At 68.2% G+C, this 20778-nt stretch carries 18 protein-coding genes; 12 read left to right on the top strand and 6 right to left on the bottom strand.

Annotated elements, in window-relative coordinates; translation table 11 throughout:
* The 6 genes from atpD (at window position 1) to ACZZZQ_RS00445 (ending at window position 7328) form a co-directional block, all read left to right on the top strand.
* A complete protein-coding gene (atpD, locus tag ACZZZQ_RS00470; RefSeq protein WP_053095763.1) occupies window positions 1-1455 on the top strand; it encodes a F0F1 ATP synthase subunit beta in 1455 nt (484 codons plus the stop codon).
* Between the two features lie 2 nt (window positions 1456-1457).
* Window positions 1458-1718, top strand: a complete 261-nt coding sequence (locus ACZZZQ_RS00465; RefSeq protein WP_053095764.1) for a F0F1 ATP synthase subunit epsilon — start codon at window positions 1458-1460, stop codon at window positions 1716-1718.
* A 72-nt stretch (window positions 1719-1790) separates the two neighbouring features.
* Window positions 1791-2537, top strand: a complete 747-nt coding sequence (locus ACZZZQ_RS00460; RefSeq protein WP_400340863.1) for a YaaA family protein — start codon at window positions 1791-1793, stop codon at window positions 2535-2537.
* A gap of 118 nt (window positions 2538-2655) precedes the next feature.
* On the top strand, window positions 2656-3435 hold the full coding sequence (locus tag ACZZZQ_RS00455) for a large exoprotein (RefSeq protein WP_463506660.1): 780 nt from the start codon (window positions 2656-2658) through the stop codon (window positions 3433-3435).
* A gap of 242 nt (window positions 3436-3677) precedes the next feature.
* Entirely contained in the window at window positions 3678-4496 is an 819-nt protein-coding gene (locus tag ACZZZQ_RS00450; RefSeq protein ID WP_053095767.1) for a PP2C family protein-serine/threonine phosphatase, read from the top strand.
* A 57-nt stretch (window positions 4497-4553) separates the two neighbouring features.
* Window positions 4554-7328 (top strand): FtsK/SpoIIIE domain-containing protein, encoded by a 2775-nt coding sequence (locus ACZZZQ_RS00445; protein ID WP_463506659.1) that lies wholly within the window; start codon window positions 4554-4556, stop codon window positions 7326-7328.
* 19 nt (window positions 7329-7347) lie between these two features.
* Here the strand turns inward: ACZZZQ_RS00445 and ACZZZQ_RS00440 are convergent, their stop codons facing one another.
* Complete coding sequence (locus ACZZZQ_RS00440; protein ID WP_400340866.1) at window positions 7348-8343, bottom strand: asparaginase; 996 nt, start codon at window positions 8341-8343, stop codon at window positions 7348-7350.
* Between the two features lie 103 nt (window positions 8344-8446).
* Between ACZZZQ_RS00440 and ACZZZQ_RS00435 the strand changes: the two genes are divergently transcribed.
* Window positions 8447-8941, top strand: a complete 495-nt coding sequence (locus ACZZZQ_RS00435; protein ID WP_463506658.1) for an OsmC family protein — start codon at window positions 8447-8449, stop codon at window positions 8939-8941.
* A 12-nt stretch (window positions 8942-8953) separates the two neighbouring features.
* Here ACZZZQ_RS00435 and ACZZZQ_RS00430 read toward each other — a convergent pair whose 3' ends face one another.
* Window positions 8954-9733, bottom strand: coding sequence for a lysophospholipid acyltransferase family protein (locus tag ACZZZQ_RS00430; RefSeq protein WP_187249494.1), 780 nt, complete (start codon window positions 9731-9733; stop codon window positions 8954-8956).
* Window positions 9734-9856: 123 nt separating this feature from the next.
* On the opposite strand from ACZZZQ_RS00430, the gene ACZZZQ_RS00425 reads away from it, so the two are divergent.
* Complete coding sequence (locus ACZZZQ_RS00425) at window positions 9857-10846, top strand: FKBP-type peptidyl-prolyl cis-trans isomerase (protein ID WP_056278410.1); 990 nt, start codon at window positions 9857-9859, stop codon at window positions 10844-10846.
* Window positions 10847-10882: 36 nt separating this feature from the next.
* On the top strand, window positions 10883-11965 hold the full coding sequence (gene dxr / locus ACZZZQ_RS00420; RefSeq protein WP_431739371.1) for a 1-deoxy-D-xylulose-5-phosphate reductoisomerase: 1083 nt from the start codon (window positions 10883-10885) through the stop codon (window positions 11963-11965).
* An 84-nt stretch (window positions 11966-12049) separates the two neighbouring features.
* Here dxr and ACZZZQ_RS00415 read toward each other — a convergent pair whose 3' ends face one another.
* The 3 genes from ACZZZQ_RS00415 to ACZZZQ_RS00405 form a co-directional block, all read right to left on the bottom strand.
* Complete coding sequence (locus tag ACZZZQ_RS00415) at window positions 12050-13672, bottom strand: Mur ligase family protein (RefSeq protein WP_463506657.1); 1623 nt, start codon at window positions 13670-13672, stop codon at window positions 12050-12052.
* A gap of 89 nt (window positions 13673-13761) precedes the next feature.
* Window positions 13762-14457 carry a YcnI family copper-binding membrane protein gene (locus ACZZZQ_RS00410; RefSeq protein ID WP_463506656.1) on the bottom strand — a complete coding sequence of 232 codons (696 nt, stop codon included), beginning with the start codon at window positions 14455-14457 and terminating at the stop codon, window positions 13762-13764.
* A gap of 88 nt (window positions 14458-14545) precedes the next feature.
* Complete coding sequence (locus ACZZZQ_RS00405; RefSeq protein ID WP_463506655.1) at window positions 14546-15118, bottom strand: hypothetical protein; 573 nt, start codon at window positions 15116-15118, stop codon at window positions 14546-14548.
* A gap of 82 nt (window positions 15119-15200) precedes the next feature.
* Between ACZZZQ_RS00405 and ACZZZQ_RS00400 the strand changes: the two genes are divergently transcribed.
* A complete protein-coding gene (locus tag ACZZZQ_RS00400) occupies window positions 15201-16517 on the top strand; it encodes a M50 family metallopeptidase (protein ID WP_150115054.1) in 1317 nt (438 codons plus the stop codon).
* 43 nt (window positions 16518-16560) lie between these two features.
* Here the strand turns inward: ACZZZQ_RS00400 and ACZZZQ_RS00395 are convergent, their stop codons facing one another.
* Window positions 16561-18444 (bottom strand): chorismate-binding protein, encoded by a 1884-nt coding sequence (locus tag ACZZZQ_RS00395; RefSeq protein WP_463506654.1) that lies wholly within the window; start codon window positions 18442-18444, stop codon window positions 16561-16563.
* A 230-nt stretch (window positions 18445-18674) separates the two neighbouring features.
* Between ACZZZQ_RS00395 and ispG the strand changes: the two genes are divergently transcribed.
* Together ispG and ACZZZQ_RS00385 are read left to right on the top strand one after the other, a co-directional pair.
* Window positions 18675-19826 (top strand): flavodoxin-dependent (E)-4-hydroxy-3-methylbut-2-enyl-diphosphate synthase, encoded by a 1152-nt coding sequence (gene ispG, locus ACZZZQ_RS00390; protein WP_187249498.1) that lies wholly within the window; start codon window positions 18675-18677, stop codon window positions 19824-19826.
* An 83-nt stretch (window positions 19827-19909) separates the two neighbouring features.
* Window positions 19910-20776, top strand: a complete 867-nt coding sequence (locus ACZZZQ_RS00385) for an alanyl-tRNA editing protein (protein WP_187249499.1) — start codon at window positions 19910-19912, stop codon at window positions 20774-20776.
* Window positions 20777-20778 lie beyond the last annotated feature (2 nt).

Here is a 20778-nt window from a genome sequence, read left to right as displayed (position 1 = left end):
ATGACCCCCACCGCTACGGCTGACCAGCCGGCGACCGCGGTCGTCGGGCGCGTCGCGCGCGTCAACGGTCCGGTTGTCGACATCGAGTTCCCGCACGACTCGATCCCCGACATCTACAACGCTCTGAAGACCACCATCGTCATCGGCGAGGAGTCCACGGAGATCACCCTCGAGGTCGCTCAGCACCTCGGCGACGACCTCGTTCGCGCCATCGCGCTGAAGCCCACCGACGGCATCGTCCGCGGCCAGGAAGTCCGCGACACGGGCGAGGCCATCTCGGTCCCGGTCGGCGACGTCACCAAGGGCAAGGTCTTCAACGTGATCGGCGAGGTCCTGAACCTCGAGCCCGGCGAGACCATCGAGGTCACCGAGCGCTGGCCGATCCACCGCAAGGCTCCCAACTTCGACCAGCTCGAGTCGAAGACCACGATGTTCGAGACCGGCATCAAGTCGATCGACCTCCTCACGCCGTACGTGCTGGGTGGAAAGATCGGTCTGTTCGGTGGAGCCGGTGTCGGCAAGACCGTCCTCATCCAGGAGATGATCCAGCGCGTCGCGCAGGACCACGGTGGAGTCTCGGTGTTCGCCGGTGTCGGTGAGCGCACCCGTGAGGGCAACGACCTCATCCACGAGATGGAAGAGGCGGGTGTCTTCGACAAGACGGCCCTCGTCTTCGGCCAGATGGACGAGCCGCCGGGAACGCGTCTGCGCGTCGCCCTCTCGGCTCTGACGATGGCGGAGTACTTCCGTGACGTGCAGAAGCAGGACGTGCTGCTCTTCATCGACAACATCTTCCGCTTCACGCAGGCCGGTTCCGAGGTCTCCACGCTGCTGGGCCGCATGCCCTCCGCCGTGGGTTACCAGCCGAACCTCGCCGACGAGATGGGCCTCCTGCAGGAGCGCATCACGTCGACCCGTGGCCACTCGATCACCTCGCTGCAGGCGATCTACGTGCCCGCCGATGACTACACCGACCCGGCACCGGCGACCACGTTCGCCCACCTCGACGCCACCACGGAGCTCTCGCGTGAGATCGCGTCGAAGGGTCTGTACCCGGCCATCGACCCGCTGACCTCGACGTCGCGCATCATGGACCCCCGCTACTTGGGCGAGGACCACTACCGCGTCGCCACCACGGTCAAGCAGATCCTCCAGAAGAACAAGGAACTGCAGGAGATCATCGCCATCCTCGGTGTCGACGAGCTCTCCGAAGAGGACAAGATCGTCGTGTCTCGTGCACGTCGTATCCAGCAGTTCCTCTCGCAGAACACCTACATGGCCAAGAAGTTCACGGGTGTCGAGGGTTCGACCGTCCCGCTCAAGGAGACCATCGAGTCGTTCGATGCGATCGCCCGCGGTGACTTCGACCACGTCGCCGAGCAGGCCTTCTTCAACGTCGGTGGCATCTCCGATGTCGAAGAGCAGTGGGCGAAGATCCAGAAGGAGAACGGCTGATCATGGCATTGCATGTCAGCCTCGTCTCCGCGGATGCGGAGGTCTGGACGGGAGAGGCGAGCCTCGTGGTCGCCAAGACCGTCGAGGGTGAGATCGGATTCATGGCCGGCCACGAGCCGGTCCTGGCGATCCTCGCCCAGGGCGAGGTCCGGATCACGCAGACGGATGGCACAAAGGTGCTCGCCAACGCGCAGGACGGATTCCTCTCGATGGAGAGCGACGTCCTGACGATCGTGGCAGGCAACGCGGCTCTCATCGCCTGATCAGTCCCAGTTCCTCGCGTCCGCCTCGGCCCTCAGTGGGTCGGGGCGGACGTGTCTGTATCCCGAGGTCTCATGAAGATTCTGCTGCCCCCGTCGGAGACCAAGCGACCCGGAGGACGCGATGCGCCTCTCGACGAGAGCTCGCTGGCGCTCCCCGGGCTGGTCGCCGAGCGCCGAGCGGTGATCGATGCGCTCATCGATCTGGCGCACGACGAGCAAGCAGCGCGCAGAGTGCTGAAGCTGAGCCCCAAGCAGGCAGGCGATGTCGAGCACAATCGGATGCTGCGCTCGGCCGCGACGATGCCGGCGGTCGACCGTTACACGGGCGTTCTGTATGACGCTCTCGACGCGGGCAGTCTCGACCCCGCGTCTCGCCGCTGGCTCGGTTCGCACGTCTGGATCCACTCGGCGCCGCTGGGTCCGATCGGGGCGCTCGATCTCATTCCGCCGTACCGGCTCGCTGCCGGGACCTCAGTGCCGGGCCTGGCTGCGCTGCGCAGGCACTGGGCAGACGCGACCACGACGGCCATAGCGGGGGAGGACCCCGACTTCATTCTCGATCTGCGCAGTGAGGCCTACGTCGCGCTCGGTCCCGTGCCGGACTCCGTGCCCTCCGCTTATGTGCGGGTCGTCACCGAGCACGGACGGGCTCTCAATCACTTCAACAAGAAGTCCAAGGGTCTTCTCGTGCGCGCGCTGGCGGAGGACCGCCCGCGAGTTCGGTCGCTTCGCACGCTTCGGACATGGGCGGCGAGCAGGGGTCTCGTCCTTCGACCGACCGACGACCGCGGTGTCGAGGAGCTCGTCGTCGCGGAATGACGGTGCATGACGGGCAGTGCGCTGTCTCCGCGTGTGTCGTTGCCCCGAATATCAGCACACCGATATGGTGGGTCTCGCGGCGCGCACAGCGTCCGCTCCATCGGATCCGGAGGGGATCATGTACAACGACTATTACGACAACGGGGCGGCTATCGCCGGTCTGTTCGTCGTCTTCTTGATCAGTCTGCTCTTTGCGCTGGCGTTCTATGTGATCTCGTCGATCTTCCTCATGAAGATCTTCGAAAAGGCTGGCGTCCAGGGCAAGTGGCGCGCGTGGGTGCCGGTGTACAACACGATGATCTTCGCGAAGCTGGGTGACATCTCGCCGTGGGTCGTCCTCATCGGCATCGGTCTCTCGTTCATTCCGTACCTCAACTTCCTGACCGGCATCGCTCTCGCTGTGGTGCTCGCTCTGGCCGCATGGCGGGTCGGACTGAAGCTGCAGAAGGATGCCGTCTGGGTGGTCCTGTTCGTTCTGCTCTCGATCGTCTGGTACGGCATCAACGCCTTCGACAAGTCGCGCTGGAACCCGAACATCGTTCCCGCACCGTGGGCAGGAAACAGCTTCCTCGCCGATTCCACCGTCTGGGATGGCGTTCCTGTGCAGCCGCGTCCGGCAGCCGGTCCCGGCTACGGCGCTCCGCAGGGCTACGGCGCTCCTCAGCAGGGCTACGCGCCGCCCGCGCCGCAGGGATACGCACCGCCCGCGCAGCCCGGCTACGCTCCGCCCGCCCAGCCCGGTTACGCTCCGCCCGCGGCCCCGTCGACCACCGGTGCTCCGCCGGCTTCTCCGTCGACGCCGCCCACGGCACCGCCCACGGCACCGCCGGCTCCGCCCGCAGCGCCTCCGGCCGCTCCGCAGGTTCCGCCCACGGATCCCACGCAGCCTCCGGCCTGATCGCATACCGCACAGAGCCCTCGACTTCGGTCGGGGGCTCTGTGCTGTATGGGGCGCTCGCGGCGTGGTGAAGAGCAACGGTGGAAGACGATAACGTGGAGGCATGCTCATGTCGCAGCCCAGAGTCGGCGCCGCAGGACTCCGCGTGATGGCCGGGGGTGCGCGTGCGGCCGTCGCGGCGTCCACTACGATATGTGAGTGTCCTGGGGTAGCCCGAACCGCAGGAAATCCGGAGGCGACGAGTGGCTGAGACGACGACGAAGACGCGCCGCGTCACGGTTGCGCAGCGTCAGCTGCTCCTGTCCTGGGCAGGCGTCACCGACGTGGGGCGGCGACGTGAGACGAACCAGGACGCGTTCTTCGCGGACTATCCGCTCTTCATCGTCGCCGATGGCATGGGTGGCCATGCGGGCGGCGAGATCGCGAGCCGCAGCACGGTGAAGCGGCTCGACGCCGTGGTCGCTGCCGGCGCGGTCGATCGCGGCGCCATCGAGGGTGCGTTGGAGATGGCGGTGGCCGACATCGCCGACCATCCGGAGACCACGGACGAGGGTACAGGGACGACGCTCACCGGAGTCTTCCTCGAGTTCGAGGGCGACGAGCCGCATTGGACGTCGCTCAACATCGGCGACTCGCGCGTGTACCTCCTCAGGGACGACCGCCTGGTGCAGATCACCACCGACCACTCGGTCGTGCAGGAGCTCATCGCGGCAGGCAAGATCAGCCCCGAAGAGGCCGAAGGTCATCCGTACAGCAATGTGATCACACGAGCGGTCGGGGCGAGCGAGCTCACCGCTCCCGACTACGTCACGCTCGATGTGCGCCCGGGAGATCGTTTCGTGATCTGCTCTGACGGACTAACGAAGGAGCTGACCGACTACGGCATCCAGCATTTCCTCCGCGAGAACGCCGATCCGGCTGCCGCCGTCGATGCGATGCTCGCTGCGGCCCTCGAGAATGGCGGTCGCGACAACGTGACGCTCGTCATCGTGCAGATCGCGGACGAGTCGCCCTCGGTGCCGGACGAGTCCTCCTCCACAACGGACGAGTCCTCCGTCTGACTTTCTTTCACTGTGGAGGGCTGATTCTGAGCCCCGCATGTGCGGTCCACTGGAGGCATGGACTCTCTGCCGATCGCGATCCCTGCCGCCCCCGCACCGGCTCGTAGGCCTCCGACACCGTTCGTCGCGGCACTCGTCCCCGTAGCCGCTGGAGTGGTGCTCTGGCTCGTCACCGGTTCGCTGTTCTCCCTGTGCTTCGCGGTTCTGGGTCCCCTGATGATCATCGCTTCGCTGATCGACGGGTCGCGATCCCGACGCAAGGCGTCGCGGGTGGCTGCGACCGACAGCGAGGCTGCCTGGTCGCTCGTCGAAGCACAGTTGACGCAGCTTCACGATGATGAGCGTCAGTTGCGGTGGCATCGACATCCCGACGCTGCGGCAGGTCTGGCGCAGCCGCCGCTGCGCGGCCTCGATCCACCCGCCGCCGCCACCCAGGTCGTCGTCGGCAGCGGTACCGGCGACAGCGGCGTGCGCGCTTCGGGTGGCGATGGGGAGCGCGAACGGGACTTCCGGCTGCGATGCGCCGGGGTCGAGCGGGTGCCGGTGACGGTGCCCCTCAGCGGTGGCATCGGACTGCGCGGCTCGTATCCTCTCGTCGCCGCCGCGACGAGAGCGCTCGCGGTGCAGCTGTGTCTCAGATTCGGCGCCGCCCAGATGTCCATCATCGGCTCCCGTCTTGAAGAGCTGGGGCTCGCGGGGTTCCCGCAGGCCCACGCCGCGCGGCGCGGCTCGTTCCGGGTGGCCGTGGTACAGGGCGCTGATCCTCGACCGACGGCCGACGCCGTGATCTGGCTGCTGGATCGGGATGACGATGTTCCGGAAGGGATCACGACCGTCATCGACATCACCGAGCCGCACCGGGCGCGCGTCCGCACGGCGCAGGGGATCGTCGAGGTCGACGCCGAGTTCATGTCCCGGGATCAGACGATCGCGATCGGGGTCAGTCGCACAGGAGAGGGAGAGGAACTCGATTCTGTCCCCGCGTCGGTGGCGCTCAGCGACCTGCTGCAGCCGGAATCGCTCGACGGTCTGCCGGCCGCAATCGGCCGTGGTGAGCGGGAGGACATGCTCCTCGACATCGTCGATGACGGGCCGCACGCCATCGTGACCGGCACGACCGGAACGGGCAAGAGCGAGCTGCTGGTCTCGTGGGTGACGGCCATGGCGAGCCGCCATGGACCTGATCGAGTCACATTCGTCCTCGCCGATTTCAAAGGCGGCACAGCCTTCGAGCCGCTTCGGATGCTCCCGCAGGTGGTTGCAGTGATCACGGACCTCGATGAGGAGGGCGCGCGGAGGGGCGTCTCCAGCCTGACCGCCGAGCTGCGGCGCCGCGAGTCGGTCCTCGCCGAGGCCGGCGCACGTGACGTCCGTGAGGTCGGCATGGCGAGGCTGGTCATCGTGGTCGACGAGTTCGCCGCGCTGCTCCAGGATCATCCGGACCTCGGGGCTGTGTTCACGGACATCGCCGCTCGGGGAAGGGCGCTGGGCATGCACCTCGTGCTCGGGACACAGCGCGCGTCCGGCGTGATCCGCGATGCGTTGGCGGCGAACTGTCCGCTGAGAGTGAGCCTGCGTGTTGCGGACGCCGCTGACAGTCGGGCAGTCATCGGTGCCGACGACGCGGCTGAGCTCCCGGGCGGCGTCGAGTCGAGGGGCTTGGCTCTGGTTCGGCGCCCGCAGGACGCTGCGCCGATCGCGATGCGAGGAGCGCTGACCGGCGTCGCCGATCTCAGGGCGATCGCGCTGAGATGGGCTGACGCCGACATTCCGGGTAGCCCGTGGCTGCCGGTGCTGCCGCGGATGCTTCCTCTCGCGGAGCTTCAGGCTGAGACACGCAAGGAGGGCGACGTCATCCTGGGCCGCGCGGACGATCCGCAACGTCAGGAGCAGCCACTCGAGCGGCTGTCGATCGGATCCGATCGAGGAATCGCCTTCCTCGGAGGACCCGAGTCGGGGCGCAGCTCGGCCTTGCGTGCACTGGCCAAGCAGCATGGGCATCAACTGTGGATACCGAGCGATCCAGAGCATTCGTGGGACGCCGTCGTGGCTCTGGCGGAAGGGGGAGTTCCGCGCGGAGGGCTCGTGCTGTGCGACGACATCGACGTCCGGATCGGCGAGCTGCCCGTCGAGTACGGCCAACAGCTGGCGCAGCTCTGGGAGCAGATCCTCCGCAACGGGGCCGGAGCCACGATCGCGATCACGGCGACGAGAGCATCGGGGCCTGTCGGGCGGCTTCTCGATGCTCTGCCGCGTCGTGGGCTGCTCAGGATGCCGAGTCGGGTCGATCACCTTGCTGCGGGTGGGGACTCCGCAGGTTTCGATCCGCAGCGCGGTCCGGGACGGATGCGGATGGGGGATCGGGAGATCCAACTGGTCTGGGTCCCCGAGGAGCGACTGCGGTCGTCGGGTTCATCCAGTGGCACCTCTCGATATCGGGAACGGGAAAGTGACGGCTGGGCTCCGCGGCGTGCCCTCACGGCGCTCATCACGCCGGGGGTGGCTGCGGTGGCGGAGTCAGTGGCGGCTGCGTATCCCGACTGCGACGTCGTCACTCTGAGCGGCGAACCGCGCGATGCTCAGGCACCCACGCGTCCCACCGTCGTGCTCGGCGATGCAGACGCGTGGCAGCGCAGTTGGACGCTGTGGCAGCGGGTGCGTCGAGAGGGCGAAGTGCTCATCCGCGCGGAGAATGCCGCGGAGCTGCGGCAGCTCGCCGGTGTGCGAGAGCTCCCGCCGTATTCGCGACCGCATGCGGGCCGGGCGTGGTCGCTGGTCGGCGACTCCGGGCCCCGACGAATCGTGATCCCGGCACTCGCGCCCCGGCGATGAGAAGCGTGTCGTCTCCTGGTCAGATGGCACTGCCGGGGCGAACGGCTCCGACCGTCGCCCCACCGCCGAGCACCTCGAGAGGCAGCGCGGCGGCGAGTGTCGCCACGTCCGAATCGGTGAGCCCGCCTGCGCGCGCCAGCAGAGTCGCCGCCACGATGGTCGACGCGCGCGCCCCGCCGTCGAGCATCTTCAGCGCGACGGTCGTGCCGTTCGGGGCGACCATGACCATGATCCCTTCGGCACCGCCCTTCGCGAACACGCCGAGTGTCTCGATCGCGATGGTGTCCGGGCGCCCCGGGCCGTCGATCGTCCACGGGTGCTCACGCACCGCGCGCACCAGCGAGCCGGCCACCCGGTGCAGGGCGAAGGGCGAGCGGTCCGAGGCGGTGCCGATCCGGTGGATCGATCGGGCGAGGCCCGTCAGCGTGATCGCGTATACCGGGGCGCCGCAGCCGTCGATGGCCGTGTGAGCGACCTTCTCGCCGGTGAGACGCTCGATCACGTCGCGGATGTGCAGCTGAAGGGGATGCGCCGGGTCCAGGTAGCTGTCGGTCGGCCAGCCCGTCGCGACGCAGGCACGGAGCATGGCCGCGTGCTTGCCCGAGCAGTTCATGCGGATACGTGTCTGTGCGCCGTGTTCGCGCACGAGCTCGTCGCGAGCGGCGGTGTCGCCCGGCCACGCCGGCGGGCAGCCCAGGTGGTCCTCGGTGAGACCGCCCTCGGTGAGCACGTCGCGAACCACGGAGGCATGACGATCCGTGCCGCTGTGGCTCGCCGTCGACATGGCGAGCTGCTCGTCCTCCAGAGCGGCACCCGCGGTGATGCACGCCACGGCCTGCAGCGGCTTGAGGCTCGAGCGCGGAAGTATCAGGGCGTCGGCGTTGCCGTATCGAGCGACGATGTCGCCGTCGGGGGAGAGGACCACCGCCGCCCCCGCGTGGCGGGACTCGATGAACCCGCTGCGTTCGACGACGGCGAGTTCCACGGCATCTTGAACGGTGAGAGTCTCCAGCACCTCCCCAGGATATCGTCGGATGGGTGTCGACCGTGCCACCGGCACATCGTCCGGCACATCGTCCGGCACATCGTCCGGCAGAGTCGAGTGGCAGACTGTCGATATGGCAGATCGACTCGCGCCGCTCGGCGAGCACCGTTACTCACTCACCTCGACCTGGACCGGAAACTCTGGCACCGGCACCAGCGGCTACCGCGAGTATCGACGCGATGTCACGCTCGAGGTCGACGGCAAGCCCGACATCCTGGCCTCAGCCGATAAGCCGTTCCGTGGCGATCCGTCCCGGTGGAACCCTGAGGATCTGCTCCTCGCCTCCCTGTCGCAGTGCCATCTGCTCTCGTATCTGCACGCGTGCGTCACGGCTGGCGTCGTCGTCGTCTCCTACCGCGATACGGCCTCCGGCGTGATGCGAGAGGACGGGCGCGGCGGCGGCGCGTTCGTCGAGGTGATGCTGCGGCCCGAGGTCGTCGTCGCGGACGCCTCGATGATAGAGGCGGCCGAACGTGCCCATGCCCAGGCGAACGCATGGTGCTTCATCGCGAATTCGATGAACTTCCCCGTGCGGCACGAAGCCTCGGTCCGCGCCCAGCAGAGCTGACCGGCGGCGGCGTCAGCGGCGCTCGTGGGGCAGCGCCTGCTTGATCTTCTCAATCGTGCCCTGCGCGGGAGCCTCGTTGTAGGCGTCCGCCAGTTCCTGCCCGGACAGGGCATGGATCGCGGCCATGATCTCGTCCGTCGCGAGTCTGCGGGCGCGCCCGCTTGTGGCGGGTCCGTGGGGCGAGAGGTCGAGAGGTTCGCCGAAGCGCACGGTGATGCGCTCCTTGAGGGTCGGCATCTTGGCGCCGACGGGCATCACCTTGTCCGTGCCGACGAGGCCGACCGGCACGACCGGCGCACCGGTCTGCAGGGCGAGGAACGCCACGCCGGTGCGTCCCTTGTAGAGGCGTCCGTCCGTCGAGCGCGTGCCCTCCGGATAGAGGGCGACAGCGAGGCCCTCCTCGAGAAGCTGACGCTGCACGTCGAGTGCGTCGAGGGCGGCCTTCCCCGCGCCACGGCGGACCGAGATCGCCCCGATGGACTCGAAGAACGTCTTGCTGAGCCAGCCCTTGAATCCAGGGCCCTCGAAGTACGTGGACTTCGCGAGGAAGTGCACGGGCCTCGGTGCGGCGACCGGGATCGCGATCGAGTCGATGAACGACAGGTGGTTGCTCGCGAAGATGACCGGGCCGTCCTTCGGGACGTTCTCCCTGCCTTCGATGCGGGGCCGGTAGATCGTGCGCGCGAGGGGCGTGATGAGGCTGCGACCGAGCGCATAGGCGAAGCCGGCGTGTCGAGGCTTCTCAGTCTCTGCGGGCGAAGTTTCGGGCTCCACGGACTGCTCTGACGTCATCAGAGCAGATTACCCCGGCGATCATGCCCCAGTGGGAATGAAGCGCCGGAGCGAGTCTCCCAGCATCGGCAAAGGGGTATGGGGGATGATGGGGTGTCCCGCCCGCGATCCTGAGGTTCCACTGTGCGCAAGCGTCCGCTTATCGTCCTGTCCACCGTCGCCGCGGCGACCCTTCTGCTGGCCGGGTGCGCCGGAGGCTCGGACCCCGAGTCCACGAGCACTCCTGACCCTGCCGCCGAGACCTCCTGCCTGGCGGACATCGCGTCGGGCGCCGGCTCCGATGCCGTGACCGTCGAGGGATCCGGGGCAGACGCCAAGGTCACGGTGCCGGCGGGCACCGACCTCGCGGAGGCCGAGCGCTCGGTCGTCGTCGAGGGTGACGGCGATGACGTCATGCCCGGCGATCTCGTGTCTCTGCGCTACCAGCTCATCGACGCCACCACCAACGAGGTGCTCAGCACCTCGGAGCGGGGCCCCGACGGGGTACTGTCAGCCCTGCTCGCGGTGCAGCAGCCTCAGCAGATCGTCGACCCGACGCAGTCCACGGTGTTCACGGTGGCGGCCGAGTGCCTCCCGATCGGTTCGAGTGTCGTGCTGACGCTCCCCGCCGCGCAGGAGGGCATGAACCCGAGCGTCCTCTACGTCGAGACGATCGAACAGCTTCCTACGACCGCATCCGGCTCTGATGTCGACGCGACCGAAGGCATGCCGACCGTGAAGCTCGACGACGAGGGCTCGCCGACGATCACGCTCCCGGACTCCGATGCTCCCGCCGAGACGGAGGTGGCCGTCCTCAAGCAGGGCGACGGCGCCGTCGTCGGCGCAGGCGACCTGGTCACTGTGCAGTACCGCGGTGTGAAGTGGTCGGACGGCTCGGAGTTCGACTCCAGCTGGAGCCGGGATGCAGCTCCCTCGCAGTTCCAGACCAGCGGTGTCGTGACGGGCTTCAAGATGGCACTCGAGGGCCAGAAGGTCGGTTCGCAGGTCATCGTCACCATGCCTCCGAAGGATGGCTATGGCGAGGGCGAGATCAACGACACCGATCTGACCGGCGAGACCCTGGTCTTCGTCGTCGACATCCTCGCGACCACGCCGATCGAACAGGCCCAGTAAGACGGAGGGGTCGAGGGCTTGCCATAGGCTGGCGGCATGCGTCGCATCATCGTCCTCGGCTCCACCGGCTCTATCGGCACACAGGCGCTCGACGTCATCCGGGCGAATCCACGTCGCTTCGAACTCGTCGGGCTCGCGGCCGGAACGAATGCCGAGATGCTCGGAGAGCAGGCTGCCGCTTTCGGGGTCGAGAACATCGCGCTCGGCGCGACCGAGGCCGAGCAGCTCGTGCGTGACGTCGAGGCTGACGTCGTTCTCAACGCCATCACCGGATCGATCGGACTCGGCGCCACTCTCGCGGCGCTGAAGGCTGGAAGAACGCTCGCTCTCGCGAATAAGGAGTCCCTCGTCGTCGGAGGCGAGTTGGTGCGCGCAGCAGCTGCCCCTGATCAGATCGTCCCGGTCGACTCCGAGCACTCGGCGCTCGCCCAGGCGCTGCGAAGCGGCACGCACGCCGAGGTGCGACGCCTGGTCGTGACGGCATCCGGTGGTCCGTTCCGCGGCCGTTCGCGTGATCAGATGCTCGATGTCGCGCCGCAGGAAGCGCTCGCGCACCCGACCTGGGACATGGGCCGGATGGTCACGACGAATTCCGCGACGCTCGTGAACAAGGGACTCGAGGTGATCGAGGCGCACCTGCTGTTCGATGTCGCCTACGACGACATCGAGGTCGTGGTGCACCCGCAGTCCATCGTGCATTCGATGGTCGAGTTCATCGACGGCTCGACGATCGCTCAGGCGTCCCCGCCCGACATGCGTCTGCCGATCTCGCTGGGTCTCGACTGGCCGAGCCGTGTGGGCGGCGTCGGTCGCCCGCTCGACTGGACTCAGGCGACTTCGTGGACCTTCGAGCCGCTCGACAACGACGCGTTCCCGGCGGTCGATCTCGCGAAGTCCGTCGGTCGTGCGGCCGCCACTTTCCCTGCGGTCTACAACGCGGCCAACGAGCAGGCCGTCGATGCCTTCCACGAGGGGCGTCTGCCGTTCCTCGGGATCGTCGACACGATCTCCCGGGTCGTCGACTCCCACGAGCCCCCGCAGACGCTGACGGTCGAGTCGCTGGCGGATGCCGAGGAGTGGGCGCGCCGCAAAGCCGACCAGCTCATCGCTCGGGCCTGATCGAACGGTTCTGGGCGGTATTCCGCCCAGGCCGCGCGGTCGGCCCGGGCGCGGATGCGGTCGTCGACGGCATCCGCTCCCGGTTCAGTCCTCGGCCGGGTAGGGGACCGGCCAGTGCGAATCGGGCACGGGCCATCCGGCTGCTCGGAGGGCACGACGCGCCAGCTCGCGGGCCGAGTACGGCGTGCGAACGCCCCGGATGTCGCGATAGTCCTGGTGGCCGGGTCCCGCCCACAGGATCGAGTCGCCTTCGCCGACCAGGCCCACGGCTGCCACGATGGCCGTCTCGGGAGGCGAGTACTCATGGATCTGCGCGTCCGGGCGCGCTGCGCGTGCGCCGGCCACGAGAGTGGCTCTGATCGAGTCGGGGTCTTCGAAACGGGGGTGGTGGTCCGTGACGACGAGGATGTCGCTGCCCTCGACGGCCGTGCGCGCCATGTCGTAGCGCTTGCTGGCATCGCGGTCGCCATCGGCGCCGAAGAGCATCAGCACCTTGCCCGGTGTGACACGGCGGACCGCGGCGAGCGTCTTCTCGAACGCGTCGGGGGAGTGCCCGAAGTCGACGAAGACGACCGGGCCGGAGTCGCCGGAGACGAGCTGGGTGCGACCGGGAAGGTGCGCCAGAATGCCACCGTCGCGATCGAGTGCCGTGGCGATTCGATCCCAGGCGTAGCCGCCCTCGAGCAGCATCACGATGGCGAGTGCTGCGTTCGCGGCCATGTGCGGACCGATCACGGGAACCGTCGTCGTGAGCCTGCCTGCCGGGCCGGTGAGAGTGAACGTGGTGCCGGACGCGCGTTCGTCGTCGATCACGACGACCCAGTCGGCACGGGCCGCGGCATCGGGGTCGGCGGCGATGGAGGGCGTGCCGACGGTGACCACGGGGATCTCCGAGCGCTGAACGACCGTGGCGCCCGACGGGGAATCGAGGCATACCACTGCGCGGGTCGCTCGATCCGGACGGAAGAGCGGCAGCTTCGCCTCGAAGTACTCCTCCATGTCGGCGTAGTCGTCGAGGTGGTCATGGCTGAGGTTGGTGAAGCCGGCGACGTCGAAGCGGATGCCGTCGACGCGATGACGTGAGAGCGCCTGCGCGCTGACCTCGACGGCCACGGCTTCGACATCGCGCTCGCGCATCAAGGCGAGGAGCGCGTGCATCTCGGATGCCTCAGGAGTGGTGAGTCTCGACACGATCACCTCGCCGGCGATGTGTCGTTCGGCGGTCGATGAGAGTCCGGTGACGACGCCGAGCTGGTCGAGGATGCCCTCGAGGAGGTGCGAGACACTCGTCTTGCCGTTCGTCCCGGTCGTCGCGAACAGCAGCGGGAGCGGCTCGCCTGCGCCGGTGCCGTAGACCCAGGCGCTGAGGGCGCCGAGGACTGCGCGCGGGTCGTCCACCACGAGCACGGGCAGGCCCGCGGGTTCGGCGATCTCGGCGCCGTCCTCATCCGTGATGATCGCGACAGCGCCCTTCTCCGCGGCGGTGACCGCGAAATCGGCACCGTGGCGGTTCACGCCTCGGATCGCGACGAACGCCTCGCCGGGGCGGAGATCGGCGGTGGCCAGGGTGACGCCGGACAGGGTGACGCCGGTCACCTCGCCACGGACGTCTCGTGCGAATCGAGAGGCGAGTTCGGACAGCTCACGCCGGGGCGGGTTCGCGGGGCGGAGCACGGGAGGCAGGCTCGGTTGTTGTTCAATCGACATGTCCCTTTCATGATCTCACGCCCGCGGCGCGATGACCGGGTGCGGCACGTCTCCCCGGCCGCATGCGATCGGGGAGACGTGCCGGCGCGTCACGCCGCGCGGCGGTACGCCAGTACCGAGACCACGAGCGCGGCGATGCCGGCGACGAGGCCGCCTGCGCCCAGCGCCGTGCCGACCGCATTCGCGGATCCCGCATCGTCGGCCGCGTCCGCACCGGCGGAGTCTGCATCTCCGGCATCTTCGGCAGAGTCATGCTCGCCGTGCCCGCCGGCAGCGGCCGCGGTCACCTCGACCACGGGAGCGGGCGCGTCGAGGCTGTGCGGGTCCTCGCCGTCCTCCGCGAGCTGTGTCCATTCGGTGCTGCCTTCGACGCAGGTCTGGATCACGGGGAAAGCGAGAGAAGCGGGTGTGTTCTCGTCGAGGCCGACCGCCATGCTGACCGCTCCGCGCAGGTCGTTGGGCACCGGTGTGACGGCGGTGTACGTCACGGCGCTGACGAGTCCGTCGTCGCCCTTCTCGATGTCGATCGTCCAGTCGCTGTCCATGGTGGGCGCGACCGACGCGAGCCCCTCCGGCATCGTGACCTTCAGCGAGGTGGTCGGAGAGTTCTCGCAGCCGTGCGCGAACGAGAAGGTCAGAACGCCGTGGTCTCCTGCGCTCAGCTCGTCGGGGCTGACGCTGACGTGTGCGCTGGCCATGGCCGGGATGGCGAGTGCGAGGATCGCACCCCCGATGAGGCCTGCGGTGACGTTGCGACGGGTGGTGCTGGTGTTGGTGGAACGCATGGTGGTACTCCTGTGTGCTGATCTGCGGGCGCGTCGGTGTGCGCGTCGTCCGCGGGAAGGGGAAACGCCTCGGGGAGGCGATGCGAGATCAGTCGAGTGCAGGAGGCCCGCGGCGGGAGACCGACGCAGCGAGAAGGTCCTGATCCGGCAGCCGGATCGAGAGTACGGGGAGCGCGGGGGGCTCGGACAGAGGCCGGAACACGGCGACCGCGTGACGAAGGCGAGCCCGCACCCATCCGGCGATGGCCCGCACCGACGATTCGCCGTGGCACAGCAGCGCAGTGGTGAGGATCGCCGCGACGCCGTGGCCGATGAGCATGAGGGAGTCGGGGGCGGTCGTCGCGACCACCGGGCCCAGAGCTGCGAGATCGAGGTGGTGCTGATGTCCCGCCGGTGCCGCCGTTCCGGTCGGCGTGCCGAGCAGCTGGAACACCAGGTGGAAGAGCCCCTGGCTGATCAGCACCGTCAGAGCGATCCGCGCGCGAGACATCCCTACGCCGATGAGCAGCGCGGCGAGCGGGACCAGGAGGATCGCCACGGCGACCACGAGGAGCGGATGCGGCGCGGCCCCGCCAGCGGTGGTGTGCGATGCGGCGGCGACGAGAGTCGCAGCACCGGATGCCGTCGCTGCGCGCAGAAGTCGCAGCTGGCGGGAGGTCACGGGACAAGCCTAACCGTGCGACGCGGTCGCCCCGTGCAGCTCTCGGGGCGTATTCCTAGGCGTCGAGCACTAGCTTGGGGGAGTGGAAGCACTGCTCTATCTGGCCGGCATCGTGTTCATGCTGATCGGCCTCGGTCTGTCGATCGGTCTGCACGAGGTCGGACATCTCCTGCCGGCCAAGCTGTTCGGCGTGCGCGTCGGCCAGTACATGATCGGCTTCGGTCCGAGGATCTGGTCCAAGCGAATCGGCGAGACCGAGTACGGGTTCAAGCTGCTGCCGCTCGGTGGGTTCATCTCGATGTCGGGGATGTACCCGGCTTCCGCCGCATCGGGGCCCGCGAAAGGCGTGTTCAGCGCTCTCGTCCAGGACGCACGGACGGCGAATGACGAGACGATCGCCGAGGGCGCGGAGGACCGCGTCTTCTACCGGCTTCCCGTGTGGAAGCGGGTCATCGTGATGCTCGGCGGTCCGCTGATGAATCTGATCCTCGCGGTCGTGATCTTCACCGTCCTCGTCTCCGGGATCGGGGTCCAGCAGGGAACCACGACGATCGCTTCGGTGAACGAGTGCGTGCTCCCCGCCGGCTCATCGGCGACCGAATGCACGCCGGACGATCCGGCCACGCCCGCGGCAGAAGCCGGGATCCTGCCGGGCGACGTCCTCGTGTCCGTGGACGGGCAGCCGGTGTCGACGTTCGCTCAGGCGACGGCCATCGTGCAGGCGGCGCCGGGCGAGACCCTGGAGATGGTGGTGCTGCGGGACGGTGCCGAGGAAACGCTCAGCATCACGCCTATCGAAGCTGAGCGCACCATCACGGATGCGAGTGGGCAGCCCGTCCTCGACGACGACGGGCAACCCGTCGTGCGAGAGGTCGGCTACGTGGGTATGGCCGCTCAGATGGGCTTCGTGCCGCAGCCGCTCTCCGCCGGCCCCCAGATGGCCGCGGACACCGTCGCCCGCGTGGGGTCGATGATCGTCACCCTTCCCGTTCGGATCTGGGATGTGGGCGTCTCACTGGTCACTGGTTCGGAGCGGGACCCGAATGGACCCCTGAGCGTCGTCGGGGTCGGACGCATCGCCGGTGAGGTCGCGGCGACCGATGCGCCGGTCCTCAATCGGTTCTCCGTGCTTCTCGGACTTCTCGGCTCCCTGAACGTGGCCCTGTTCGTGTTCAACCTGATTCCGCTCCTGCCGCTCGACGGCGGTCATGTCGTGGTCGCCCTGTGGGACGGCATCAGGCGCGCCTGGGCGAAGCTGTTCCGTCGTCCGCCGCCCGCGCCCGTCGACGCGACCAGGCTCGTGCCGCTCACGGTCGTCGTCGCCACGCTTCTCATCGCGATGGGCGCCGTGCTGCTCCTCGCCGACGTGTTCAACCCCGTGAAGCTCTTCGGAGGTTGAGCGGCCGGTGCGGCCGATCCACCGGACTGCGCCCGGTCGAGGATCAGCTGAGCGCGTGCGTGACCAGGCGCTCGAGAGTGCGGATGCCGTCGCGGGACAGGATCGATTCCAGGTGCCCCTGCACCGACGCGAAGCGGTCGCCCCGAAGCGCATAGACGTCGCCCGACTCCGGGTCTGCCGACACCTCGACCGAGCCGATCGACGTCGTGCCCGGAGCAACCCTGGCGGTGAAGGTGTTGTAGAAGCCGATCGAGGCGTTCTCGCCGAACACGGGCACCGCCTTCTGCAGCCCCTGGTGCGGCGCCGCGAGGGGTGTCAGTTCGATGCCGAAGCGATCACTGAGGATCTGGTGGCTCAGGCACACCGCGAGCAGTGGCGCCTCGGCGTCGACACGTCGGGACACGACCTCACGCAGTCGAGTGATGCGGTCGCTCTCGACGTCACGGGGATCGCCGGGGCCCGGACCCGCGACAACGAGGTCGGCTGCATCGAGCTCCGCGTCGTCGGCCTCGCTCCAGGCGCGGATGGCGACGTCGAGTCCCAGGTGGCGCAGCTGATGCGCCAGCATCGTGGTGAAACGATCCTCTGCATCGACGACGATCGCCGATCGCCCGGCGAAAGGACCGCTCAGGTCATCGCCCTGCGGATTCAACCAGAAGTCCGCGAGCCGCGCATTGCGGGACGAGAGGAGCTCCGAGACCGCGGGGTCGTCGGCAAGCGTCTGCGGCCGACCCGGGGCGTCCGCGTCGTCGCGGGCTTCGGCGACGCGGTCTCGGTCGATCGCTCCGATCGCGCCGAGCACCCCAGCGGCCTTGCCATGCGTCTCCGACACCTCGCCGTGGGGATCCGAGTGCCGAACCAGGGTCGCACCCACCGGGACGCTGAGCGATCCGTTCTGCAGGTACACGGTTCGGATGAGGATCGGGGCGTCGAGGTCGTGACCGCCGTCGACGTTCGGAGTGAACAGTGCGGCGACGCCCGAGTAGTATCCGCGGGGCTTCTTCTCGTGCCGGCGGATCACCGCGCATGCGTTCTGCATCGGCGAGCCCGTCACCGTCGGCGCGAACATCGTCTCGCGCAGGATGTCCCGCGGGTCGAGCGTGCTGCGCCCGCGGAGCATGTACTCCGTGTGCGTGAGGCGGGACATCTCCTTCAGATGCGGCCCGGTGATGCGCCCACCGTCGGAGCAGACGGCGCTCATCATCTTGAGCTCCTCGTCCACGACCATGAAGAGCTCCTCGGTCTCCTTGGTCGACGAGAGGAAGTCCACCAGGGTGTCCCGAGTCGCTCCGCCGGCCGGGTGGCGGAAGGTGCCCGAGATCGGGTTCATGGTGACGACGCCGCCCCGCGCGACGACATGCGCCTCGGGGCTCGCGCCGACGGCGATGTGTCCGGGCGTGACGACCGCGAAGGTCCAGTAGGCGCCGCGTTCGTGCGTGAGCAGGGCGCGGAACCAGGTGAGGGCCGCGGTACGGTCGTCGACGTCGATCTCGGCGGTGAAGTCGCGGCGGATCACGAAGTTCGCGCCCTCGCCCCGTCCGATCTCGTCGGCGATCACGGTCTCGACGATCCGGGCGTAGTCGTCGTCGGCGATGTCGAAGCCGCCGTCACGAAGGGGGACAGGGGCGGAAGGAAGTTCGGCGACCAGTTCGGAAGCCGGGAGATGCAGATGCTCGTCGACCACGATGCATCGCAGCGGCGCGCCGTCGTCCTGGGCGACGAACCCGCGCTCGCGCACCTGGCGGTACGGCACCATGGCGAAGATCTCGCGAAGGGTGCCCTCGATCGTGAGCGGGATGTCGGCGAGCAGGTCGACGTCGACGACCTCGCCTGTGAGCAGCTCGACGGTGTCGGCGCCGTCGCGGGCGATCAGCACGAACGAGGCCGTGGGATCTGCGGTGAGCTCGGCAAGACGTGAGAGGGTCATCGGTGTCTCCTGTGCGTGGCTCCGGCTCGGCTCAACGAAAAGACCGCCCCGGAGGCGGTCTGGATTCGTGGGAACGCGAACACACCGCCTAAGAGGCGGGCCACCAGGTGAAGTTCGCGAGCATGGGCTGAAAACTATCACACCGAACGCCGCGTTCCCGGTCGTATGACGCGCATCCGAGCCGGGCGACATCCAGCCTGTCTGCATCCAGGCGGCGTAGGCTGGGGGTTGTGCCAGCAGTGAATCTTGGGATGCCGAAGATCCCCGAAGTCCTCGCCCCGCGCCGCAAGTCTCGCCAGATCAAGGTGGGCAAGGTGCTCGTGGGTGGTGACGCTCCCGTCACCGTGCAGTCCATGACGACGACGAAGACGACGGACATCAACGCGACGCTCCAGCAGATCGCCGAGCTGACCGCGTCCGGATGCGAGATCGTCCGTGTCGCCGTCCCTCATCAGGACGACGCCGACGCGTTGAAGATCATCGCCATGAAGAGCCAGATCCCGGTGATCGCCGACATCCACTTCCAGCCGCGCTACATCTACACCGCCATCGATGCGGGATGCGGCGCCGTGCGTGTGAACCCCGGGAACATCCGGGAGTTCGACGGCAACGTCGGCAAGATCGCGGAGGCGGCCAAGGCCGCGGGTGTCTCTCTGCGGATCGGTGTCAATGCCGGGTCGCTCGACCGGCGCATCCTCACCAAGTACGGCAAGGCGACGGCTGAGGCCCTCGTCGAGAGTGCCGTCTGGGAGGCGTCGCTGTTCGAGGAGCACGACTTCCACGATTTCAAGATCTCGGTCAAGCACAACGACCCGATCGTCATGGTGAAGGCCTACCGCCTGCTCGCCGAGCGGGGCGACTGGCCGCTGCACCTCGGTGTGACTGAGGCCGGTCCGGCGTTCCAGGGCACGATCAAGAGCGCCACGGCGTTCGGCATCCTGCTCGGTGAGGGCATCGGAGACACCATCCGCGTCTCCCTGTCCGCACCGCCCGCCGAAGAGGTCAAGGTCGGTCACCAGATCCTGCAGTCGCTGAACCTGCGAGAGCGCAAGCTCGAGATCGTCTCGTGCCCCTCGTGCGGGCGCGCGCAGGTCGACGTGTACACGCTCGCCGAGAACGTGACCGAGGGTCTCAAAGACATGACGGTGCCGCTGCGCGTCGCCGTCATGGGATGCGTCGTGAACGGTCCCGGCGAGGCGCGGGAGGCTGACCTCGGGGTCGCCTCGGGCAACGGCAAGGGACAGATCTTCGTCAAGGGCGAGGTCATCAAGACCGTGCCGGAGGCCGACATCGTCGCGACGCTCATCGAAGAGGCGAACCGCATCGCGGCCGACATGGGGCCGGAAGCGCCTCTCGGCACCGCGCAGGTCGTCACGGTCTGACCGCGGAGCGTTCCCTCGCTCGGACTCGAAAGCGGGTCCTGTCGGCGGGGACGGCGACCATCCAGCACACCTCAAGGAGCTCCATGTCCTCGTCAACTGTCGTGTCCTTCGCCGGTGGCGACGTCTCGGGTTCGAGCACCGTCGCACGGGTCGAGTCGACTCCCGCAGGTGTCGTCGTCGTCGTCGACGCGACGCCCTTCCACCCCGTCGACCACACCTGGCCCGATCAGCCGGGAGACGGCGGCGAGATCGCGCAGGACGGTTCGAGTGTCCGCGTCTCCGAGGCTGTGATGGCAGCGGTCTCCGACGAGGGCGAGTTCGCCGTAGCATCCGACATCCCGGTGAAGCGCGGCGCCGAGGGATGGACATGGCTCGTCGGTCATCCGCTGGAGGGGGAGGCCCCGTCCTGGCTGGTCGAGGGCGCACGTGTCGAGCTGTCGGTCGATTCGTCCCGGCGGGCTGGTCTCAGCCGCGGACATACGGCCTGCCACCTCGCGTCGTTGGCGCTCGACCTGGCTCTCGCCGACCTCTGGCGGAAGGACCCGGGCGAGGATGCTCTGGGCAACCCGAACTTCGAGGGGAAGGCCAATCAGTCCAGCCGCATCCACGTCGACGGTGCTGTGGACGAATACCGACTGGGAAAGAGCCTGCGCCGGGCAGGCTTCGACACGGAGACCTTCGCGACGACGCTCGCTGAGCGCGAGGCGGCGATCAACGCTCAGCTGGCCGAATGGGTGGCCTCCGGCGCATCGAGCAGGGTGGTGACCGAAGGCCCGACGATCGTGGACCGCCGTACTTGGCACTGCGACCTGCCGGAGGGCACGGCCGAGATCCTCTGCGGCGGCACGCACGTGGCGTCCCTCGCCGAGTTCGTCTCGATCTCAGTGACACTCGACCTGACCGATCCGCAGCTGCTGGTCATGACGACGCGGGCCGTGCCTGCATCCTGAGC

It is taken from the genome of Microbacterium sp. AC132 (assembly GCF_979258525.1).
Note: the sequence above shows the minus strand (reverse complement) of the source record. Positions and strands in the feature narration are given on the sequence as shown.

What these genes read in the sequence shown, in the direction of transcription:
- ACZZZQ_RS00460 (WP_400340863.1), top strand. Translation starts at nt 1,791, where the DNA reads ATGAAGATTCTGCTGCCCCCGTCGGAGACCAAGCGACCCGGAGGACGC.
- ACZZZQ_RS00410 (WP_463506656.1), bottom strand. Translation starts at nt 14,457, where the DNA reads ATGCGTTCCACCAACACCAGCACCACCCGTCGCAACGTCACCGCAGGC.
- ACZZZQ_RS00430 (WP_187249494.1), bottom strand. Translation starts at nt 9,733, where the DNA reads ATGACGTCAGAGCAGTCCGTGGAGCCCGAAACTTCGCCCGCAGAGACT.
- ACZZZQ_RS00385 (WP_187249499.1), top strand. Translation starts at nt 19,910, where the DNA reads ATGTCCTCGTCAACTGTCGTGTCCTTCGCCGGTGGCGACGTCTCGGGT.
- ACZZZQ_RS00465 (WP_053095764.1), top strand. Translation starts at nt 1,458, where the DNA reads ATGGCATTGCATGTCAGCCTCGTCTCCGCGGATGCGGAGGTCTGGACG.
- ACZZZQ_RS00395 (WP_463506654.1), bottom strand. Translation starts at nt 18,444, where the DNA reads ATGACCCTCTCACGTCTTGCCGAGCTCACCGCAGATCCCACGGCCTCG.
- ACZZZQ_RS00455 (WP_463506660.1), top strand. Translation starts at nt 2,656, where the DNA reads ATGTACAACGACTATTACGACAACGGGGCGGCTATCGCCGGTCTGTTC.
- ACZZZQ_RS00445 (WP_463506659.1), top strand. Translation starts at nt 4,554, where the DNA reads ATGGACTCTCTGCCGATCGCGATCCCTGCCGCCCCCGCACCGGCTCGT.
- dxr (WP_431739371.1), top strand. Translation starts at nt 10,883, where the DNA reads ATGCGTCGCATCATCGTCCTCGGCTCCACCGGCTCTATCGGCACACAG.
- ACZZZQ_RS00415 (WP_463506657.1), bottom strand. Translation starts at nt 13,672, where the DNA reads ATGTCGATTGAACAACAACCGAGCCTGCCTCCCGTGCTCCGCCCCGCG.
- ACZZZQ_RS00435 (WP_463506658.1), top strand. Translation starts at nt 8,447, where the DNA reads ATGGCAGATCGACTCGCGCCGCTCGGCGAGCACCGTTACTCACTCACC.
- atpD (WP_053095763.1), top strand. Translation starts at nt 1, where the DNA reads ATGACCCCCACCGCTACGGCTGACCAGCCGGCGACCGCGGTCGTCGGG.